This window comes from Mesorhizobium sp. WSM4313 (assembly GCF_002294725.1).
GTDB lineage: Bacteria > Pseudomonadota > Alphaproteobacteria > Rhizobiales > Rhizobiaceae > Mesorhizobium.
On sequence record NZ_NSFT01000013.1, the window covers coordinates 62148 to 80277 of the forward strand.

At 62.2% G+C, this 18130-nt stretch carries 23 protein-coding genes; 8 read left to right on the plus strand and 15 right to left on the minus strand.

The annotated features are described in order from the left end of the window. Positions 1-8: 8 nt before the first annotated feature. From CK219_RS23930 to CK219_RS23955, 6 genes are all read right to left on the minus strand, one after another. Positions 9-323 (minus strand): putative quinol monooxygenase, encoded by a 315-nt coding sequence (locus CK219_RS23930; protein WP_095769095.1) that lies wholly within the window; start codon positions 321-323, stop codon positions 9-11. Between the two features lie 18 nt (positions 324-341). Beyond that, positions 342-1700, minus strand: coding sequence for a Gfo/Idh/MocA family oxidoreductase (locus CK219_RS23935; RefSeq protein WP_095769096.1), 1359 nt, complete (start codon positions 1698-1700; stop codon positions 342-344). 270 nt (positions 1701-1970) lie between these two features. Continuing rightward, positions 1971-2840 carry a PfkB family carbohydrate kinase gene (locus CK219_RS23940; protein WP_095769097.1) on the minus strand — a complete coding sequence of 290 codons (870 nt, stop codon included), beginning with the start codon at positions 2838-2840 and terminating at the stop codon, positions 1971-1973. Continuing rightward, complete coding sequence (locus CK219_RS23945) at positions 2837-3706, minus strand: MurR/RpiR family transcriptional regulator (protein ID WP_095769098.1); 870 nt, start codon at positions 3704-3706, stop codon at positions 2837-2839. Before CK219_RS23945 ends, CK219_RS23940 begins: the two co-directional genes overlap by 4 nt. Positions 3707-3737: 31 nt before the next feature. Next, a complete protein-coding gene (locus CK219_RS23950) occupies positions 3738-4718 on the minus strand; it encodes a sugar phosphate isomerase/epimerase family protein (protein WP_095769099.1) in 981 nt (326 codons plus the stop codon). A 115-nt stretch (positions 4719-4833) separates the two neighbouring features. Beyond that, positions 4834-5727: a LysR substrate-binding domain-containing protein gene (locus CK219_RS23955; protein ID WP_095769100.1), complete on the minus strand. Its 894-nt coding sequence runs from the start codon at positions 5725-5727 to the stop codon at positions 4834-4836. Positions 5728-5966: 239 nt separating this feature from the next. Between CK219_RS23955 and CK219_RS23960 the strand changes: the two genes are divergently transcribed. From CK219_RS23960 to CK219_RS32335, 4 genes are all read left to right on the plus strand, one after another. Beyond that, complete coding sequence (locus CK219_RS23960) at positions 5967-6995, plus strand: substrate-binding domain-containing protein (RefSeq protein ID WP_095769101.1); 1029 nt, start codon at positions 5967-5969, stop codon at positions 6993-6995. Between the two features lie 67 nt (positions 6996-7062). Then, positions 7063-8541 carry a sugar ABC transporter ATP-binding protein gene (locus CK219_RS23965; protein WP_095769102.1) on the plus strand — a complete coding sequence of 493 codons (1479 nt, stop codon included), beginning with the start codon at positions 7063-7065 and terminating at the stop codon, positions 8539-8541. Beyond that, positions 8538-9017, plus strand: a complete 480-nt coding sequence (locus CK219_RS23970; RefSeq protein ID WP_095769103.1) for an ABC transporter permease — start codon at positions 8538-8540, stop codon at positions 9015-9017. The genes CK219_RS23965 and CK219_RS23970 overlap by 4 nt, the downstream gene beginning before the upstream one ends. Next, complete coding sequence (locus CK219_RS32335) at positions 9017-9196, plus strand: hypothetical protein (RefSeq protein WP_245340592.1); 180 nt, start codon at positions 9017-9019, stop codon at positions 9194-9196. Before CK219_RS23970 ends, CK219_RS32335 begins: the two co-directional genes overlap by 1 nt. A 299-nt stretch (positions 9197-9495) precedes the next feature. Here CK219_RS32335 and CK219_RS23980 read toward each other — a convergent pair whose 3' ends face one another. The 6 genes from CK219_RS23980 to CK219_RS32340 all read right to left on the minus strand — a co-directional run bounded on the left by CK219_RS23980 (position 9496) and on the right by CK219_RS32340 (position 14303). Then, on the minus strand, positions 9496-9783 hold the full coding sequence (locus tag CK219_RS23980) for a PilZ domain-containing protein (protein ID WP_095769105.1): 288 nt from the start codon (positions 9781-9783) through the stop codon (positions 9496-9498). A 64-nt stretch (positions 9784-9847) separates the two neighbouring features. Continuing rightward, a complete protein-coding gene (locus CK219_RS23985) occupies positions 9848-11704 on the minus strand; it encodes a diguanylate cyclase (protein ID WP_245340608.1) in 1857 nt (618 codons plus the stop codon). 214 nt (positions 11705-11918) lie between these two features. Next, positions 11919-12335 (minus strand): response regulator, encoded by a 417-nt coding sequence (locus CK219_RS23990; protein ID WP_245340593.1) that lies wholly within the window; start codon positions 12333-12335, stop codon positions 11919-11921. 460 nt (positions 12336-12795) lie between these two features. After that, positions 12796-13011 carry a hypothetical protein gene (locus CK219_RS23995; RefSeq protein ID WP_141245401.1) on the minus strand — a complete coding sequence of 72 codons (216 nt, stop codon included), beginning with the start codon at positions 13009-13011 and terminating at the stop codon, positions 12796-12798. A 355-nt stretch (positions 13012-13366) separates the two neighbouring features. After that, positions 13367-13768 carry a DUF2285 domain-containing protein gene (locus tag CK219_RS24000; RefSeq protein WP_245340594.1) on the minus strand — a complete coding sequence of 134 codons (402 nt, stop codon included), beginning with the start codon at positions 13766-13768 and terminating at the stop codon, positions 13367-13369. 151 nt (positions 13769-13919) lie between these two features. Next, a complete protein-coding gene (locus tag CK219_RS32340; RefSeq protein WP_245340595.1) occupies positions 13920-14303 on the minus strand; it encodes a DUF6499 domain-containing protein in 384 nt (127 codons plus the stop codon). Positions 14304-14331: 28 nt separating this feature from the next. Here CK219_RS32340 and CK219_RS32345 point away from each other — a divergent pair, with 28 nt between their 5' ends. Further along, positions 14332-14838, plus strand: coding sequence for a helix-turn-helix transcriptional regulator (locus CK219_RS32345; protein WP_245340596.1), 507 nt, complete (start codon positions 14332-14334; stop codon positions 14836-14838). 59 nt (positions 14839-14897) lie between these two features. Here the strand turns inward: CK219_RS32345 and CK219_RS24020 are convergent, their stop codons facing one another. From CK219_RS24020 to CK219_RS24030, 3 genes are all read right to left on the minus strand, one after another. Beyond that, positions 14898-15179 carry a hypothetical protein gene (locus tag CK219_RS24020; protein WP_245340597.1) on the minus strand — a complete coding sequence of 94 codons (282 nt, stop codon included), beginning with the start codon at positions 15177-15179 and terminating at the stop codon, positions 14898-14900. Positions 15180-15270: 91 nt separating this feature from the next. After that, complete coding sequence (locus tag CK219_RS24025; protein WP_095769108.1) at positions 15271-15462, minus strand: CsbD family protein; 192 nt, start codon at positions 15460-15462, stop codon at positions 15271-15273. A 225-nt stretch (positions 15463-15687) separates the two neighbouring features. Beyond that, on the minus strand, positions 15688-16248 hold the full coding sequence (locus tag CK219_RS24030; RefSeq protein WP_245340598.1) for a hypothetical protein: 561 nt from the start codon (positions 16246-16248) through the stop codon (positions 15688-15690). Positions 16249-16478: 230 nt separating this feature from the next. On the opposite strand from CK219_RS24030, the gene CK219_RS24035 reads away from it, so the two are divergent. The 3 genes from CK219_RS24035 (at position 16479) to CK219_RS32655 (ending at position 18017) form a co-directional block, all read left to right on the plus strand. After that, positions 16479-16754, plus strand: coding sequence for a helix-turn-helix domain-containing protein (locus CK219_RS24035; RefSeq protein WP_245340599.1), 276 nt, complete (start codon positions 16479-16481; stop codon positions 16752-16754). Between the two features lie 403 nt (positions 16755-17157). Beyond that, the gene (locus tag CK219_RS24040) at positions 17158-17724 is read left to right on the plus strand and encodes a hypothetical protein (RefSeq protein WP_176477129.1); all 567 of its coding nucleotides are present in this window, start codon (positions 17158-17160) and stop codon (positions 17722-17724) included. A 161-nt stretch (positions 17725-17885) separates the two neighbouring features. Beyond that, positions 17886-18017: a hypothetical protein gene (locus CK219_RS32655; RefSeq protein ID WP_280950919.1), complete on the plus strand. Its 132-nt coding sequence runs from the start codon at positions 17886-17888 to the stop codon at positions 18015-18017. Positions 18018-18130 lie beyond the last annotated feature (113 nt).

Genomic DNA, 18130 nt, shown 5'->3' on the forward strand with positions numbered 1-18130 from the left:
GTGCCTGATTAGGCGTTTTCGAGGGCGGCGAAGCGAACGACGATCTCTTTGACCTCGAGCGCCTTCACGGCCGCCTGGAAGCGCTTCAGATGCGGGGTTTGCAGATGCTTGTCGAACGCGGCGCGGTCGTCATAGACCTCGTAGAACAACACCGTATCCTCAACGCCCTCGGGGCAAACCACATCGAAGCGACGGCAGCCCGCCTCGTCGGCGAGCGAATGGCGGGCGTCGTCCAGTGCGGCATCGAGAAATGCCGTCCTGACCTGCGGCTTGACGCGGAATTCGGGCATCACCACGAAACGTGGCGCGTTGCGCTCTGTCATGAAACCTCTCCTGGACGATCAGGCTGCCACGCTCGGCGTTGGGCGGAAGCGTTCTTCCATCTCGCGGCGCAGCTTCACCACGTCGAGGTCGTTGATCAGCTCGACATCGTTGAAGGAGACGATCTGATCCTTCCGGACGGCGCGCTTCAGCCGCACATTGTGCGCCAGACCGATCGGAAGCGCCGCGTGCTCCAGGCTGATCGCGGCTGGAATGGCGTTGGCCCAGACCGCGTAGCCGCCCTCGCCGTCCAGCATCTCGCCGGGCTGCATATCCTTCTTGGCGGTCGCCACCGCATCGCCGCGGAACTCCTTAGACGACCCGGTCGGCTCGTTGCGCAGCACGGCCGACAGTGCGCTGATCGAGGTTTCCAGCCCGATGATATGGAAGGGCCGCCACATTGAGGCGTACCAGCCCGACGGGTCGGTCAAAAGGCCGTACTGCTTGAAGCAGGCGCGCGAATACTCGTTAGGCGCCTTGAAGGTGACGAAGACGCCGTAGCGGATGTTGTTGAACACCTCGCGGCCGTCCGGCTCCTGGCTGGCGGCGATATCAACGAGGCCCGAGCGCGCCATGCGCCCACCATCAGCGGCCGGGCGGAACACCTTGGCAAGATCGTGCAGGCCGCAGGGCGGGAAACCCAGCCCGTCATCGGGACAGTCGAGACCTGTGCCGTTGGCGACCGCTGCCATCTCGATCGCCGCCTTGGTGCCGTCGGTGAAGGAATTGTACATCTTCGGATTGAAGTCGCCCTTCGCCACTTCCTCCTCGCTCCAGCCGAAGAAGCCCCAGACCGTGTCTGGGGTGGAATAGCGGTAGCGCGGCTCGAAATTCATGCCCTTGCCGGCCGCCGTCACCTCGAAGCCGGTCGCCCGCGCCCAATCGACCAGCTCGCAGATCAGCGCTGGCTGGTCGCCATAGGCCATCGAATAGATGACGCCTTTCTGGCGAGCCTTTTCGGCCAGGATCGGTCCGACCATGACGTCCGCCTCGACATTGACCATGACGACATGCTTGCCGGCCTCGATCGCCGCGAGCGCATGACGGGTTCCGGCAATCGGATGGCCGGTCGCCTCGATCACGCATTCGATCTCTTCGCAGGCAAGCAGGGCGGCGACATCGTCGGTGACGAAGGTCGTGCCGTTCTTCACCGCTTCACCGGCATCATTCGCCTGATACCGCTCGGCCGGCCAGCCGACGCGCTGCAGCGATTCCCGCGCCTTGGAGACGTTCAGGTCGGCCACTGCGACCATATGGTATCCGGCGATCCGTTGCGCCTGCGACAGCACCATCGAGCCGAATTTGCCGGCGCCGATCAGGCCCACCCGCACCGGGCGTCCGCGCTCCGCGCGCGCGGCAAGCAGCGTATAAAGATTCATGTCCGTTTCCTTCGCATCACCGGTTTCGGCACAGCGCAGGCTCTGGCGAGGAAGCCTTCGTGTCCCGGTTCACCGTGGACACGCTGCGAAGGCGCTGGACACCTCCTCGCAATGGCGCAATTGCCTCCCGCAAGCCTTGCTGCCGATGGTTCGGCCCTGTTTGCCGAACGCTACATTCGTATTGCGGGAGAGCTGTTAGCTCAATTTAGAAGGTGAGCTTGATCGTTTAGCTGCGCTAAAGATTGAAGCACGCAGGAAGCCGGCATTCTCTCAGGTCGAGACGTGCCTGGCTGCCGCCTGGTTCGCGAGATCGAGACACACGGCGAAAGGGCGACCCGCGGCAAACGCCGCGGCAAAGGTTCCGGCGAAGACATCGCCCGCGCCATGCGTGCTGATCAACCGTACGGGAATGGCAGGCACCACGACCGGCTCATGGCCGCGCTGCAAGCCGACCACGCCGTCTCCGCCCACCGTCACCACCACCGTGGCAAAACTGCTCGAGAGCAGCCTGGCCGCGCCGACGGCCGAGGCGATATCCCCGACCGGTGAGCGGCAAAACTGTTCGGCCTCGATGGCGTTGACCATCATGACGTTGACCAGTGCGATGAATTCGTCCGTTAGCGGCCGGTACGGGGCGGCGTTGAGGCACACCGGCACGCCCGCCAGTTTCGCGGCCTTGGCGGCGGCAAGGTTGACGGCATCCGGCATTTCGTTCTGCAGGATGAGAATGCCTGCGTCTCGCCAAAGGGTGAGGTCGTCGAGGCTCTCGGGATCGAGGGTAGTGTTGGCGCCCGAGACGATCACGGCGCCATAATCCCCACCGCTGTCGCTGATGGCGACGCTCATGCCCGAGCCGCGACCGGCAGTGTGGGCGATACGCGAAGAGTCGACACCGGCTGCAGTAAGGTTGGCGAGAAGAAACCGGCCGAACTCATCGTCGCCTACGGCACCGACCATGCGCACCTCGGCGCCGGCCTTTGCAGCCGCGACTGCCTGATTGCCGCCCTTGCCGCCGAATTTCGGCCGCCAGCCGAAGCCGGTCACCGTCTCGCCCTTGCGCGGACGGTCGGGCGCGTCGACCATGATGTCATAGTGAAGACTGCCGACCGCAACGACGACAGGCCGCGGCGCGGTGTTCATGCGCCGCGCCGCTTGCCGGCGACCGCGCCCATGGTCGCGGCGAGGTTGCGTTCGGCCGCCTTGAGGTCGCGCCGGGCGACGGCCGCGAAGACCGTGTCGAATATGATCAACTGCGCAATGCGCGCGGCGGCATTCTCGCCGAGCAGGGGCGAGCCCTGGGCAGTCGAGCACAACACCACGTCGGCGGCCGAGGCGAGCGGCGACGTCGCATAATTGGTGAGCGCGATCGTGCGCGCGCCCCGCCGGCGCGCGAGTTCAATGGGCTCAATCACAGCCGAGCTGGTTCCTGAATGGGAGATGGCGATTGCGACATCCCCTTCGCCAAGCAGCGAAGCCGACATCAACATCATATGCGTGTCGTCGAAGACGCTGGTTCGCACGCCGATGCGCAAGAGCTTGTGGGCGACGTCGCGCGCGATCTGCGCCGAGCCGCCGACGCCGTAGAGGTCGCGCTGGCGTGCGCCGAAGATCAGGTCGGCCGCTCGCTCCAGCGCCTGCGGATCGAGAATGGCGAGCGTCTCCTCCAGCGCATGCACGGAGGTGCGGAACACCTTGCGCGCGATCTCGGCATCGGTGTCGTCGGGAGACAGTTCTTCATGCAGTTCGGCGGTTGGCAGGCGGTTGTAGCCGGCGAGGCCGGCGCGGAAATCCTTGAAGCCGTCGAAGCCGAGTTTCTTGGCGATCTTGACGATCATGGCTTCCGACACGCCGGCGTCCTCGGCAACGGTCTTCAGCGATGTGTTTTCGCCGAAATCGCGCCGGCCGAGCATCATGTCGACCACCCGCCCCTCGAGCGGCGTGAGATGCGGCATCATCATGCGAATGCGCGGGCCGATGGTTCTCGGATCGCCAAGCGGCAGGCTCATGCGTTTTTCCTCAGCATCATCGCCCTTCCCGCTACGCGCCGATCAAGGCCCGGTTGACGATCCTCTGGCTGGCCACGCCATCCTGGCGGGCCAGCGCGTCGGCAAGGCCATTGTCGCCGGCCAGTCCATCGGCGATCTCCAGCAATCGCCGCACCGTCGCGATGTTGACTTCACATTCGGCGACCGGATCGAGCCCGCTCAGGTCCGGAAACGTGTCGAAGTAGAGCGCGCCGTCAAAGCCGTCGCGGCGGATCTGGTGAAGCAGTTCCAGCGTCGAGCGCAGATGCACCGCGCCGACCATCAGCCCGTCGTCGCGCTTGGCATATCCGTCGTTGAGATGCACGCCGAGCAGCCGGCTGCGGCGGTTGATCAGATACGCGGCAAGCGCCGGTTGCTCGCCGGCATAGAGCGCATGCGCAAAATCGATGGTGACGCCAAGATTGGGCGACCCCGCTTCGGCGATGGCAAGGAGCGTCGTCGCGGCGCCCCGCAGCAGTGACTGCGCACGCGGCTCGTCGGGTTTATACTCGATGCTGACGCGGCAGTCCGGATCGTGCTCCGCCACCTCCCGAATGCCGGCCACCTCCCAGTCCCAGGCCTGCGCATAGTCGAGCTGAAAATTGTAGTCGAAGCCGTCCTGGCCGAGCCAGATCGTCATCAGGTCGGCGCCCATGGCGCGCGCCGCGTCGATGCCGCGCTTGGTCAGGTCGATGGCCTCCCGCCTTACCGCCACGTCCGGATTGGTGAAGGCGCCGCGTTTGAAGGCCGGATTGGTGTAGTAGCGCATGGCAAGGCCGTTGATCGACAGCCCTAGGTCGCCGATGCGCCGGGCAATGTCCCCGGGCTCGCCGGACACGTGGTCGGGAAAATTCAGATCCACATCGGTAAGACCGCGGACGGTGGCGGCGCGCTCGGCCATCTGCATCATGCTGGGCTTGCCGGAGAGGTCCGGCCATTGCAGCTGCGGCGCGGAGGCGAACGAGTTCAATCGGGTGGCGAAACGGGACAGCATGCGAACCTTCGGACCTTCGAGTTTTTCACAAAAATACAGAAAGTCGTAAAGTTATCAAGTGCGCAATGAGCGCCGACAATAATTGAAGGCCCAACCCTGCTTGGTGACTTTGTCTTTATGCCGGCTGGCTTGGCAACGCGTCGCGTTGGGCGCGCAGCCAGTCGAGGAACAGCCGCACCTTCTTGTGCCGCAGATGATCACGCGGGCACACGATCCATTGCGTGACGATGCGCAGCGAAGGAGGATCGGGGACGGGGCAGACGAGCCGGCCGTCGTGCAGCTCGCGCTCCATCATCATGCTGCTTTCCAGCGCGATGCCCATCCCGTCCAGCGCCGCATCGATCGCCATGTGTGAGCGATCGAACAGGATGCGGCGCCATCTTTGCGCCGGCTGCGTGCCCGCCAGCTTGAACCAGGCCGGCCATTGCGCCTGCGACTTCACCGAATGGATCAGCCGGTGCCGCGTCAAGCCCTCGGCGCGAAGGCTGCCAGCGGCCGCCAGCGCCGGGGCGCAGGCTGGAATGAAGCTCTCCTCGGCCATGCCTTCGACGAACAGGCCCGGCCAGCGGCCGTCGCCGTGGCGTATTTCCAGATCGACCAGTTCCCGGTTGAAGTCCGTCGGCTCATTCGTGCCGTCGAGGCGGATTTCCAGTTCCGGATTCTGGTCGAGGAAGGAGGCAAGGCGCGGCAGCAGCCATTTGTTGGAAAGCGTCGGCGTCGCCCGCACCGTCAGCATGGTCAGCGATCGGTAGCCACGGATCGTGCTGGTGGCCTCGGATATGCGCTCGATCTCGTCGGTGATAGTGGCGAAATAGCGTTCGCCTGCTTCCGTCAGCACGACGCGGCGGCCCATCTTGGTCATTAGGCTCACGCCAAGCTGGGTTTCCAGCGCCTGGATCTGCTGGGTGACCGCCGACGGCGTCACGCCGAATTCCTCGGCGGCGCGCGAGATGCTGCCCGCCTGGGCCGCAGCATGAAAGACCCAAATGGCCTTGACTGGGATCTGCATCTCTCCTCCACGGACAAGCGTCCAAGCCATACCAGTTTTCTTTAAGCCTGGCTAAAAAATCGGATAGGGCTTCTAATTTGAATCTAACAGATCGAATGCTCTAATTTCCAACTTGCTGCAACACGGTGAAGTCGTGAACAGTCGAGGTGCATGGAGGCAGGTCAGGTAGAGGTCTCGGCGCTCGGATCTAGGAAGAGGATGCTCCGGATTTGATCCGGTACCCAACGGGAGGAATTTCGATGAAACTACGGACAAGCGGCATACTCGCCCCCTCGACGGCGCTCGCCCTTTTCGGCGCGGCGCCCGCTTTTGCCGACGACAGCTGCCCGGCCTATCCGACGGCCAAGGTCGACAAGATCGAATCGACTTCTGTCGAGGCGGAATTCGGCGCGGTACCGGCGCCCAAGAAGGAACTGCACTTCGCCTATGTGACCAAGACGCTGATCAACGAATTCTGGCAGGACGTCGCGGCCGGAGCCAAGGCCGAGGCGTCGAAGTACAAGATCAGCGTCGACGTGCAGGCTGGCAAGGACGAAAGCTCGATGATCGAGCAGCTCAACCTTGCCCAGACGGTGCTGTCGCAAAAGCCGGACGCGCTGCTGCTTTCGCCGCAATCCGATTCAAACCTCGCCCCGGTGATCGAAGCGGCGCGAGCCGCCAACATCCCGACCGTCATCATCGACGACGCGCGCACCGAGGGCGCCAGCACCTATATCGGCACCGATCAGGTCTCGATCGGCGCCAAGGCGGCCGCCTTCCTGCACCAGACCTATCCGAACGGCGGCAAGGTGGCGCAGATCGAGGGTGCCGCCGGGTCGCCGAATGCACGCCTGCGCATTCAGGGCTTCAAGGAAGAACTGAAGAAGTATCCCAATCTGGAACTCGTGGCGAGCCAGCCGGGCAACTGGGACCGGCTGACCGCGTTAAACGCGACCTCGAACATCCTGCGCCAGACCCCGCACCTTGTCGGTATCTACGCCAACAATGACGGCATGGCGCTCGGCGTGGTCGAAGCCGTCACCAGCGGCAGCAGCCTCGAAAAGGTCGCGGTCGTCGGCACCGACGGCATCCGGGAAGCCAAGAAGTCGGTCGGCGCCGGGGAGATGCGCGCTACGGTGGCGGAATTCCCGTTCGAGGAGGGCCAGCTTGGCGTCCAGATGGCGTTGCGGCTTCTCGGCTGCCAGGCCATTCCGCAGTGGGTCCTTTCGCCCCAGGCGGTTATCACCAAGGACAACGTCAAGGATTTCCCTGACCCCAAGACCAACTGAGGCAATCTCAGTGTTAAGCGCAACCTCCCAAGCAGAGGACGGCGAAAGCCGTCCTCCCGCCCTTCGGATGACCGGCATCGCCAAGCGCTTCGCCGGCGTTCAGGCGCTGAAGAGCGTCGACCTCGATCTGCGCGGTGGCGAGGTCCATGCCGTTCTCGGCGAAAACGGTGCCGGCAAGTCGACGCTGATGAAGGTGATGTTCGGCATCGTGCAGCCGGACGAAGGGAAGATCACGCTCGATCCGATCGGCACGGTGCGCATCGACGGCCCGCGCGACGCGCTGGCGATGGGCATCGGCCTCGTCAGCCAGGAGCTCAGCCTCGTGCCGCAGCTCGACGTCGCCCAGAACATCTTCCTCGGCCGCACGCGCGGGCTGAGGCTCGTGCCGCGCGCCGGCTTCCGGCGTGAGGCGCGCGCGATCCTCGACGACCTCGCGCCGCATCTCAAAACCGACACGCCGGTATCGGCGCTCGGCATGGCCGACCGGCAACTGGTCGAGATCAGCCGCACGCTTGCCCGCGGCGGCCGCATCATTGCTTTCGACGAACCGACATCAAGCCTGACGCCGGCCGAGCAGCAAAGCCTGTTCGCCGTCATCCGGAGCCTCAAGGCAGCAGGCAAGGCCATCGTCTACATCTCGCATCGGATGAACGAAATCCGCGCCATAGCCGATCGGGTAACGATCCTGCGCGAGGGCGCGGTCGTCGCCTGCGGTCCGATCGGCGACTATTCCGAGGCCAGGTTCAACGAGCTGATCGCCGGCCGTGAACTGTCGCGCGAAATGCACGCCGAAAAGCCGGAGCCGGTCCAGAGCGCACCGCTGCTGGAGTTGCGCAGCATTTCCACCGCCCGGATCAAGGATGTCAGCCTGTCGGTCGGCGCCGGCGAGATCGTCGGTCTGTCTGGCCTTGTCGGCTCGGGGCGCTCGGCCATCCTGCGCGCCTCATTCGGCATCGATCCGCTGTCGGGTGGCGAGATCAACGTCGCTGGTACACCCGTGACGCCCCGAGGGCCGGCGGACGCCATGCGGGCCGGCATCGCGCTGATCCCCGAGGACCGCCGAGGCCACGCCATCGTCCCGATGACGGATGTCGAGCGCAATTTCGGCCTTGGCAATCACGGCCGCTTTGCCTCACTTGGCGTGATCAAGGGTGCCGAGCGGCGGCGAGCGGCGAAGCGCTATGTTGACGAGCTGCATATCCGGCCGCCGTCGATAAGCACCGAGATGCGCAATCTTTCCGGCGGCAACCAGCAGAAGGTGGTGATCGCCCGCTGGCTGGCGACCGGCGCGCGCGTCTTCCTCTTCGACGAGCCGACCCGCGGCATCGATGTCGGGGCCAAGGCGGAAATCTATGCTCTGCTGCGCCGACTCGCCGCCGATGGCGCGGCACTGCTGGTCGTATCGTCCGAACTGCCGGAACTTCTGCTCGTCTGCCACCGCATCGGCATCGTCAGCGCCGGCCGGCTGCGCACCATGGTCGACAACGATGCCGGCCTGACCGAGGAGCGGCTGATGGCGCTCGCTGCCAGAGAGGACAATCCGTGACCGAACTCAGTTCCCTGCCCCGCACGGAAGCGGCCGACAAAAAGAGCCTCGCGGCGTCGCGGCGCGGCGACACGCTACGCAAGGCCAGCGTGGCGATCGGCTGCGTGGCGCTTTTCCTGGTGTTCTCGGTGCTCAACAGCACCTTCTACCAACCGTCGAACCTTATCGACATCATGCTGCAATCCTCGATCAACACGGTGATCGCTGTCGGCATGACGCTGGTCATCATGACCAAGGGCATCGACCTGTCGGTCGGCTCGATCGTCGGTCTGGCCAGTATGGTGGCGGCCGACATGCTTTCGCACGGGCTGCTGGCCGGCGTCGGCGCGGGACTGCTGGTCGGGCTGGTCTGCGGCTTCCTCAATGGCGTGCTGATCGCCAGGCTGAAGCTGCCCGACTTCATCGTGACGCTAGTCGCGACGGATCGGCGTGGCACGACGACGCCCGCCTGCGCAGCGCGCCTAGCCCCGACCTGATGGAGAGCCCGCAATGGCGGCGCGGCTTTGCCCGCCTAGCGCCGCTTGGCCTGAGCTTCGACCTGCAGCTCTACTGGCCGCAGATGGACATGGCGCTGGCGCTGGCGCGCGCCTTTCCCGACACATCGATCGTGCTGGAGCAGGGCGCCGAGCGTCAAGGCCCCGACAAGCGATCCTAGCGGATTGCCGACGCCGCCGAACAGGCTTGCCCCCCCGATCACCGCCGAGCCGATCGCCTGCAGCTCGAAGCCGCTGCCGCCGATCGGTTCGGCAGCACCGATGCGCGCGATTAGCACGAAGCCGGCAAGGCTCGAAAGCACGCCGGAGATTACGTCGCGTAATTGCTCGGGCGCGACTGCAAAAAGCCCGTTACGCTGGGAGCAACGGGTTTCTGACTGGCCGGAGGCTTGGAGAGTGTCATGCCGCCTCGAGACTGGTTCGCACTTGCCTTCCGGCCGTGCCAATTACCGACGAGCGATCAGCCATAGTGGAGACGTGGTTTCGGCAACGTCCCTATGAATTGGACGCCGATCCGATCGTTCCTGCGCCACCGCAGGACAGCTTGATAGGCGACGCCGTCGGTTGGCACGTAGAGGACAAACCGTTCCGGCACACGCGCTTCGACGGACACCTTGAGCTCAGCGCCGCCGCTATTCTGGTTCCGAATTGTACAACTGATCTCGGAGTTGGTGATCCCGTTGATGATCGCCGCGCCTTTCAGGACCCGCTGACGCCGCTCCCGGCGATTCTCGGCTTCTTCAACCATTGTGACCTCCGTCAGGTCACCCCGCCCACGACAACGTATGTCAACTACAATCGATCCACGTAGCTTACCTGTGCCTCACGGCGGCTGATTTCGCGTCAGGTTCATAGGCCTTCCAACTGCCCCGACCTTTTGCCTTAGCCTGATAGAGTGCGCGGTCGGCGTTCTTGAGCAACCCTTCCGGGTCCGCCTCGTCCTTCGGAAAAATTGTGTAGCCGATGGTGCCGCCCGGCAGCAGCGTGACGTCTTCGATCTTCAACGGTTGCACGAGGTTCTTCATGGTCCGGGTCACCAAGCTGACATCGCCGGTGCCATCGGTGTCGCCGTACATCAGCACTCCGAACTCGTCGCCCCCCAGCCGTGCCGCCAAGTCGCCTCGCCTGATTGCTTTCTCCAGACGCCGTGCGACTTCGACCAGGAGGATGTCCCCTGCGGTATGACCGAAGTTGTCGTTGACTTCCTTGAAACGGTCGAGATCGAGAAGCAGGACGACAAGCTCCCCATCTTCGGATCGGGCTTTTGCCACCAGCCTTTCCAGTTCCCGATTGAAGAAAGCGCGGTTCGGCAGGCCCGTCAGCGGGTCGTGCAATGCCTGATATTCCAAGTTTTTCTCAAAACTGCGCCTCTCTGTTATGTCTGACATCATCCCCAGAGTGCAGCCACTAGGCAGGCGCTTCGTGCGCGAAGAAAATATTCTGCCGTCCCCAAGCTCGATCAGCTTTTCACCATCCTCGCGAAGAGTGGCGAGCTTCTCGGAAAGATGATCGTCGAGCGTCTTGCCGACGTCGACAGGCTCTTCCTCGAGTTTGACGGACGCCCGGATGATATCGGCAAAATTAACCCCAGGAACCCGCAGGTGCGCGGTGCGTGGAAATAGCTGTCGAAACCGGGGATTGCAGAACAGAATGAACCCGTTCGGATCGTACATCACCAGCCCGTCATTCATATTCTCGAGCGCTTGATCCAAGTGATTCTGAGTTTCCTCCAGCTTGATCTGGAGCATTTTTTGGAGCGTCACGTCGCGGTTATGCGTGATCAGCCCCACTATCTCGTCCTGCTCGTTTGTGACCGGCACCTTCAATGTTGACAGCCAACTAGCGGATCCGTCCGAACGAAGCGCCGGCTGCTCGATGCTGAGGTGATTCCCTTTGTTGAGCACCCCCAGTTCGTCCTCTCGAAACTGCTTTGCCAAGTCGGCCGGAAAGAAATCGAAATCAGTTTTGCCGAGGATCTCCTCAACGCTCGACGCCCGCAACAGGCGGGCCGTTGCTGGATTTGCGGCAAGGAACCGACCTTCAACATCCTTGATGTTCAGACAGTCCGGCAGCGCGTCGACCATAGACCGAAACAGCTTATTGGTATGGTAAAGCTCTCGCCGCCTTTCCTCATGCAGCAGCAACACACTCAGCGAAAGGGTTGCAATGAACCCCAACAATGTCGGGGCCCAGAAGTGCGGCAGCAGGACTGCCTGTCTTGCTGCCGGCAAAGTCAAGGAGACCAGCGAACCGCTAAGCGCGACGGCGGCCGCCAGCAGGACGAGGTGACGATATTGGACACGGCGCTGCTGGCGGAGAGTATAGCCCACCAGTCCGGTGGCCGTTGCGAGCATGATGCTCAACACGCCCGATCCCACGGCACCGCCGAGATAGAGGCGGTAGATCAACGCCGCTCCGGCCATGACGGCAGCAGGCACGCCACCAAAGAAGCCGGTGACGGCTATCAGAGGGCCACGAAGGTCATTGTAAACGCCGGGTGATGCTTCAAACGCCATCATCATCGAGCCGATTGTCCCGGCCGTCATGACTACGCCGAATAGAAGCTGTTGCTGATGGCGGCCCAGCCGGGCGACAAAATCGCCGACCGAAGACCACGCAACCAGCATGACGGCAGCGAGGGCAAGGTTTGCAAACAGAGGCTGCCACATGGCCACCAAGATACCTTTCGGCATAAACGATGGAAGACATGGTCAGAGGTCGAGGCTTCCGAAGAGTTACGTCGCTTTGGTTAACTGAAGTAAAGGTTAACGTTATGCTGTTTCTTTCAGCACGCCCGGCACCCGCCGCCCATGCGATTCACGGCTAACTCTCGCTGGCGTGCGGCACTGCGCGATGCTCCGCATCACTCGGCCGAAGCACCGCCTACGGGTGTCTGTTGAGCAGGGTCGCGAGCCCGGTGATGATCTGGGCCATCACGAAGGGCTTGGTTATCATCAGGCTGTTTGGCACCCCAAGGGAGGCCCAGTCGTCCGAACCATCGCCGCTCATATAGATCACCGGCAAAGCATGATTGACACTGCGCAGGTGGCGGGCGATTTCCCAACCGGAGGGCGCGTCGCCAAGTCTTATATCCGTAAGGAGCGCCGCAATGCGTGCCGGGTCGCCGTCAAAGATGGCAATGGCGTCGACCGCCTTGTACGCGGAAATCACCTCGAACCCAGCCTCGGTCAGGGAGTGCTCGACGTCCAGCAGGATGATACTCTCATCCTCGACGAGCAGAACAGCACCTGACGCTATAACGCGAGCCTGACTTTGCGAAGAGAGTTCCCCGCGCCCCAACGGAGCAAGCCTAAATCAGTTCCACGCTCGTCGATAACATTTGATATGGCGCGTTGTAGGCGCGCTACGCGGAGGGTTAGGTCCGTTTCGTGAACGTCGGCTTGCCTGCCGCGCGCAGCCACAACCTCGCGCAGCGACACGGACTGCTCAGCGGGTTTCGCCAGGCTCATCGAGCGCTTCAAGCAGAGAGGTAATTGACTCCGGTATAGTCGGTTCCACGTTTAGATCGAGGAGCCGATGTAGAAAGTGCCGATTTGCCTCGGAACGAATTAGGTCCCGCAAGGTGCGGGCAGCAAGCCTCTCTTTTGCTGTCGGAAGTTCGGCCATGATGGGAAGCCTATAATCTCACGCCCGAACGCCACGGGGCGCAGATTGGTTCCGAGGTGGTCTTCCTTTTCGGCACCTCCCTCACTTGAAAAGGCAAAATCGAACTTACCTGATGGCCATCATGGGCGGAAACTCAGGGGCGCCTCTCCTTCGGGACCACCGCGCGAACCAATTCTTCACCACGTAGCCCCTGCTGGTAGTATGCGATCAGGTTAATAGCCATGTCTTCGGCAACCTCGCTTTTGCGGTCTATGCCACCACGAGCGCAGATCTGGTCGAAGATGCCCTGGAGAACCGACACTTCTTCAGGCTCGAAGACCCCAGCGTCGGGGAGGCGTCTTATCGGCATTTGCCCTGTCCCCAATGCTTTTGGCATGGATCATTCGGACAGCATCAGGAAACTGTCAACGCAATCGTCGACACATCCGAGGGGTTGGAATATTTCGTAGAAAATGTGAGCGGGTGATCGGATAACCGGCATGTGCGCCGCCCCCCGTGCCTCCTTCACCGCAAACCTGGTTGTGTAATACCGCCACCGCCTTTGAGTGGGGCGCACTCGGGCCGCCAACGGAAGTCCGCTTTTGAGGTCGCCACTAAGACACCCTAACCGGCAGCATGAGAGGCAAAGCTCCCGTTCACTTCAGAATCGTAGGCCTTGGCCTGCAGACAGCGCAATAAGTGAACCAGGCGGTATCGGAACCGTCTCAGGAATGACGCCGTCGCGCACGAAGCAATTGGCGATAGCCGCGCTCGACCATCTTCAAGCCGTCGCGCACGAGACGATGCGTCTGATATCGAAACGCCGAGTCGTGCCAGTCGGCGACGCTGACCAGTCGCCGACCGAACAAGGCGGTCGCGACTTCAAAATGGGATGCCTGCTCTTCGCGGCCATCGAGGCATCGCAGCATGTGGCCAAGGCGCCGGCGCTGGGCCGCGGTCAAGCGGGCGTCGGGAAGATGCTGCCTGTGGATCGAGCGGATGAACCGTTCGATGGCCTGCAGGCGGTCGTGCGCCATGTCGTCCAGCGGTATGATGGCGGCGAGCGGTTCGCCTGGCTTGGTGTCGCCGAGAAGCGCCAGTTGCGTGCCGCCCGGCGAAGAGCGCATGTGAAGGCCGATTTCGTCACGTCGGCCCGCGGCCAGCGGGACGCCGGAGACGCTGCTCCCCGTTCGCAGTTCGGGCCGAACCTCGACAAGGTTGACGACCGCAGGGTTGATCTGAGGCGTCCAATAGACGGGCTGCTCGAACGCGGACTGGTCAGGCCGGGCGGCGAAACTGCAAACCCCAGCGCTTGCGTAACGCGCGCATCGCCTTAGCCGAGCGGGAGGTTGCGAAGTCCCGCTGATACAGTGGATTGCGTCGCAGGAACTCCCAGGCAATCTCATCGGCGGCGGCGCCTTTGATGAATGCATATGCCTGTGGGTCACGCCACTGCGATGTATCCGGCTTCATCCGCATCCTTCCCTTCTCGATGATTTGATAGAGGGGCGCGACGTTGAGCGAAATCCTTGGATTCCGTGATTGACGAACGGACGAGGAGAGAACCCGGCGGCGAGCAATCAAGCGAGAAGTATTGCGATGCATATGCTGCTGGGCGGCTTGCCTGGAAGGCCGTTCAGCCTTTGCCACGTTTCGGAACATTTTAGCCTCGCTGAATGTTCATCTTCCCATGACGGAGCCACACGAAACCGGAGAAGCCGAGGATGCGAACCGGCGGGAGTTCACCCCAGCCTATTGCCGGGCTGCTCGCGCGCTGCTCGATTGGTCTCAGGTCCGCTTGGCTGCGAAGTCCAATCTCAGCGAAGCCACGATCCGCGACTACGAGAGCGGGAGGCGCATTCTCCGCGCTGAAAGGATTGTCGCGGTCCGCAAAGCCTTCGAGTCGGCCGGCGTGACGTTAACGGTTGGCGGCCCTTTGCTGACAACGTCGGCGGATCTCCCCTCAAGTGAGACACAAGACCAGCGGGCCGGCGCACCAACCGCGCGCAACGGATCGGCGGCGCGTGCGTCGAAAAGGGCCCGCAGTCGACCGCTGAAGGGTGAGGACGCCGAGGTCAAACACGTCGTTGAAGTGCATGACATTTCACCGGCCCAAGCGCGTGAGCTGGTGCGCCGTCACGGTAACGACTGGCGCAAGATCGACGATGCTGCGAAAGCTTACAAGGACGACAAATAAAGGGCCGCTTGGCCGAGCATGTCCCGCTTCATGATCGCCTCACTGGGCGGTGAAGAAGGTCAACTGCACCTGGCCCTTCTCGCCGAGCAGGCAGACAAAGCGATCAGGCGCTCCGGTCTTGCGACTGCGGGCGTATAGGCCTCGCCCAGGATCGCCGCCTTGACGTGCACATCTTCCACTTTGGTTTCGGCTCTGACCGCGACGCTCTCCATGTCGACGACGAGATCGCTGATGTCCTTGGACTTCTCCTGCAGCGCCAGCAGACCTGTCGATTTGCAAGCGGTGACGGCCGGATCGTCCGGCGTTTGAGCCCGGGCGCTTGTGGCCAGCACCGCGAACAACCGATGCCGCCAATATCTCGATCCGCATTTCGCTTCCCCAAAGGAAAAGCCCGCGTCGCCGCGGGCTTGTTCATGGTTGAATACTTGACAATCAGGCCTTGTCGACGACCTTCTTCACCGCGTCCTTGACCTGGCCCTTGGCGACCTGCGCCTTGCCCTTGGTTTCCTGAACCTTGCCCTTGGCCTGTTCCTCGTGATTGTCCACGGCCTTGCCGACGGCCTGGCGCGCCTTTCCGGCGACTTCGTTGGCGTTGCCCTTAACCTTGTCCGATGTGCTTCCCATGACGCGCTCCCTTGTTGGATTCAGGCATTCACTCCGCAAGAGAATCTGTTCGTCGACAATTGGTTCCACGTTTCCGGAAGACCGATGCCAAAGGGAGCACAGAGGGCTGTGACAGCGGGAACGGAGGCGGGTGCGCCCATTGCTCGGACATCTTGTTACGTGAAGATCGATCCGCCGCTCACAGAACGCTCGAGGAGCCCCGCGCAAACACGACGTTTGCGATCCCTACTGGCTCGCATCCTGTAGTGTCTTGAACATCTCTGTCCAGGTGCGATAGGCGTCGTCATCGCCTTGGCTCCATGCGCTGAAGGCGCGCCAGGCGGCGAAGGACGAGGCAGGCTGCTCGAACAGCGAGCCGATCGACTGGTCGCCGGCGGGCCAGCCGGCCGGCTGGTCGCATATCGCGTCATGAGCGAGGCGCCGCAGGTCGGCCAATGCAGAGCGGATGTGCGGCAGCGGAAATTCAAAGATGTCGGTGTTGTCCTTCGCTTCCCGAACCACGACCGCAAGCTTGGCGATCACACCCGCCAACGATTGTGCGGGCGTAGCCGCGATCTCAGCCAACAGAGCGTCGGCCTTGTCAGCATTATCGTTCTCCGCCGTCCGGGCATCGACATCGCCCGGATTGCGGATATCGCCCTCCCCGCGCACGATGACATCGCCCGTAGACAAGGCCGCACCGCTCTCAAAAAGATCTTCCTCCACCTGCTGCTGCCGCACGCCCGAGGCCAACATCGCAACGTGCGCATGAATCCAATCGAGAGATAGTACTACGACAGGGTCCACTGCCGGCTGGCTGTCCACGATTGATGAGGTTTGCGAAGCTGGCCGATTTCCACTCACTCGCTCCGCCCCCTTTCTCGCTCGTGACGAAAGGACAAGTCGTAGCTATTGTCAGAATCAGGGACGATTCTGAGCTATCAACGACGTCGTGCAGTGGAGCCAAGCGAAGCTATCCGCCAGGCCTCACCAATGACTTCCGTAGGCTTGCATACTAAAAGCGGCTTTTTTGACCTATGTCAACCAAAAAGAACGATTTTGAGAGCGAAGCGATTTCTGTTCAGCAGTGTCGTGCTGCAAGAGCAATGCTCGAATGGAGTCAGGGCGACCTCGCCGAGGCAGCTGCTGTTTCGAGGACCACGATAGTGGACTTCGAGAGAAGTATTCGCATTCCCCACAGAAACAATCTTGCTGCGATCCGCCGTGCGTTCGAGGCAGCGGGTATAGAATTCCTTCCGGAAAACGGCGGCGGTGCCGGCCTGCGATTTGCGCGAAGGTCTGATCAGACCTAAAGGAATCTCGCCCGACGCGATTGCCGGGCGAGTGGGTCTTGGTTCACTCGCCGTTGCGGCGGTTGGGGCCTTCCTGAGCGGCCGAATGGTGGACAGACCATCATCGGAACGATCTCGCTTCATGGCAACACGCTAGCAGATGCCGAAGTCATCACTTTCACTGAAGACAGGTCCGTCGTGCGGGCATCAGAATATGACGCGACCTTTCGGAAGTTCGAGCCAATGTTGTTGGCAATATAGACCGAATGGGAAGGCTTGCTGCGGCATTAGTCGACGGCGTGAACCGATCGTCAGTGGTGGTAAAGTTTGCCGCGAGTCTGCGGGCACGCGGCAATCGCGTTGAAAATCAGCCAAAAGTGAAAGCTGCGGAATGGCAGTGCTTAGACCAGTCGAGATGAGGCTATTGAACGATCTGTTCGGAATGAGCAGCGGCTGGGTACTCGATTTCAGCAACCGGACCTTCGAAGAGTTCTTCCGGCACGAAGTCGGCATCGAAATCTACGACGACGCATACCGCTTCATCGGTAAGTCCAAGGGCAAGCACCTGTCGGCCTTCCTGCAAGCAGGCCAGCCGGCCGCCATAGTGAAGGCGCTGACTGCCCTATGGGAGTATCGTCAGGACGGATTAATCTCACGAGGCGAGAAGGATCCCGTGAACGGTGGCCGCGAGCGTCTGAACGCGGTGCTTCGGCGTCTGGGCGGCAGGCCGCTTCCACCGGATCCCACCGCGACATCGGCTGCACCGATACAACCTCAACACAACAGTCCAATTGAGCGGCTGCTGCAAGAACTTGAGGACGAATTTGCCCGGCTGCACAGTATGGAGGACGCCGCCCAGGCACGTGGCTACGCCTTCGAACGATTCCTCAAGAAGTGGTTCGACGCTGGGGACTGGATGCCCGGGCCTCTTTCAGACTTATTGGCGAGCAGATCGACGGCAGCTTCGAACACCGAGGCACAGTTTACCTAATCGAAGCTAAATGGACGAATGCGCGAACCGACGCCGCATCGCTACGTTCGTTCCAGGAAAAAGCGGGTGACGGGTTCGAAGGCACGCGTGGCCTATTCGTCTCCTACTCAGGGTTCACGGTCGAGGGTCTCCACGCTTTTAATGCCAAGCGCGTCATTCTAATGGACGGCATGGACGTCTTCCATGCATTGTGGCGGCGTATTTCGCTCGACGAGGTCATTGCCGCCAAATTCCGGCGCGGCACGGAAGAGCGGCGTCCGCTGATCCAGGTCAGCGAGTTATTCCCTCAATGAGGTCCCGACCTGAGTGCAACCTAGTGCTATGTCTGCTCTTGGGAACCCGCAGCGGTGATCTAAACGACTAGATAGGCGGCGCATAGCGACCTTTCGCTCCACATCGATGAAGG

Coding starts and splice junctions, on each gene's coding strand:
- CK219_RS32335 (WP_245340592.1), top strand. CDS start 9,017: ATGGAGAGCCCGCAATGGCGGCGCGGCTTTGCCCGCCTAGCGCCGCTT.
- CK219_RS23950 (WP_095769099.1), bottom strand. CDS start 4,718: ATGCTGTCCCGTTTCGCCACCCGATTGAACTCGTTCGCCTCCGCGCCG.
- CK219_RS23955 (WP_095769100.1), bottom strand. CDS start 5,727: ATGCAGATCCCAGTCAAGGCCATTTGGGTCTTTCATGCTGCGGCCCAG.
- CK219_RS23965 (WP_095769102.1), top strand. CDS start 7,063: ATGACCGGCATCGCCAAGCGCTTCGCCGGCGTTCAGGCGCTGAAGAGC.
- CK219_RS23960 (WP_095769101.1), top strand. CDS start 5,967: ATGAAACTACGGACAAGCGGCATACTCGCCCCCTCGACGGCGCTCGCC.
- CK219_RS24025 (WP_095769108.1), bottom strand. CDS start 15,462: ATGGGAAGCACATCGGACAAGGTTAAGGGCAACGCCAACGAAGTCGCC.
- CK219_RS23940 (WP_095769097.1), bottom strand. CDS start 2,840: ATGAACACCGCGCCGCGGCCTGTCGTCGTTGCGGTCGGCAGTCTTCAC.
- CK219_RS32340 (WP_245340595.1), bottom strand. CDS start 14,303: ATGTTCCGAAACGTGGCAAAGGCTGAACGGCCTTCCAGGCAAGCCGCC.
- CK219_RS23935 (WP_095769096.1), bottom strand. CDS start 1,700: ATGAATCTTTATACGCTGCTTGCCGCGCGCGCGGAGCGCGGACGCCCG.
- CK219_RS23995 (WP_141245401.1), bottom strand. CDS start 13,011: ATGCCGATAAGACGCCTCCCCGACGCTGGGGTCTTCGAGCCTGAAGAA.
- CK219_RS23945 (WP_095769098.1), bottom strand. CDS start 3,706: ATGAGCCTGCCGCTTGGCGATCCGAGAACCATCGGCCCGCGCATTCGC.
- CK219_RS24035 (WP_245340599.1), top strand. CDS start 16,479: ATGTCAACCAAAAAGAACGATTTTGAGAGCGAAGCGATTTCTGTTCAG.
- CK219_RS32345 (WP_245340596.1), top strand. CDS start 14,332: ATGACGGAGCCACACGAAACCGGAGAAGCCGAGGATGCGAACCGGCGG.
- CK219_RS32655 (WP_280950919.1), top strand. CDS start 17,886: ATGGACGGCATGGACGTCTTCCATGCATTGTGGCGGCGTATTTCGCTC.
- CK219_RS23985 (WP_245340608.1), bottom strand. CDS start 11,704: ATGTGGCAGCCTCTGTTTGCAAACCTTGCCCTCGCTGCCGTCATGCTG.
- CK219_RS23930 (WP_095769095.1), bottom strand. CDS start 323: ATGACAGAGCGCAACGCGCCACGTTTCGTGGTGATGCCCGAATTCCGC.
- CK219_RS24000 (WP_245340594.1), bottom strand. CDS start 13,768: ATGCGCTCTTCGCCGGGCGGCACGCAACTGGCGCTTCTCGGCGACACC.
- CK219_RS23980 (WP_095769105.1), bottom strand. CDS start 9,783: ATGGTTGAAGAAGCCGAGAATCGCCGGGAGCGGCGTCAGCGGGTCCTG.